Genomic DNA, 544 nt, shown 5'->3' with positions numbered 1-544 from the left:
GTTGCTGACCCATCAACGGATGAAGGCTACAAGACTCAATACGAGAAGAATAAAGATGACGCCGTCACAGCTAAGCTAGGTTCAGTTTACCACATCAATGACAACCTATCGGTATTTGGTCAAGTTGGGCAAGGGTTTAAAGCACCTTCAGTTTACGACCTCTACTACTTCTACACTCGAGGTGCCATCATTGAAGCTAACCCTAACTTGAAAGCAGAAAGAAGTATCTCTTACGAGCTTGGCCTTCGTGGCAATAATGAACATGCTCGCTTTGAACTAAGCACTTTCTACACAGATTACTCTGATTTCATTAACCAGACGAAATCGGGTAAACAAGGCGGTAAAGACGTATACACCAAAGAGAACTTAGATAAAGTGACTATCTATGGTGCAGAGCTTTCGTCAACGATTAATCTTGACACCCTGTTAGACGCACCATTTGGAACCTACACTCGTTTAGCTGTCGCTTATGCTGATGGTGAAGATAAATCTACAGGTAAATCCATTGATTCAGTAGCACCACTAACGGGTACGCTAGGTCTTG

1 protein-coding gene is annotated in these 544 nt (G+C 43.0%); it reads left to right on the top strand.

The window, feature by feature from the left end:
- The coding region (locus AB4496_RS28875) for a TonB-dependent receptor domain-containing protein (protein ID WP_372133552.1) at positions 1 to 544 on the top strand (544 nt) is incomplete at both ends.

This window comes from Vibrio sp. 10N.222.46.A1 (genome assembly GCF_041473595.1).
Taxonomy (GTDB): domain Bacteria; phylum Pseudomonadota; class Gammaproteobacteria; order Enterobacterales; family Vibrionaceae; genus Vibrio; species Vibrio tasmaniensis_A.
Note: the sequence above shows the minus strand (reverse complement) of the source record. Positions and strands in the feature narration are given on the sequence as shown.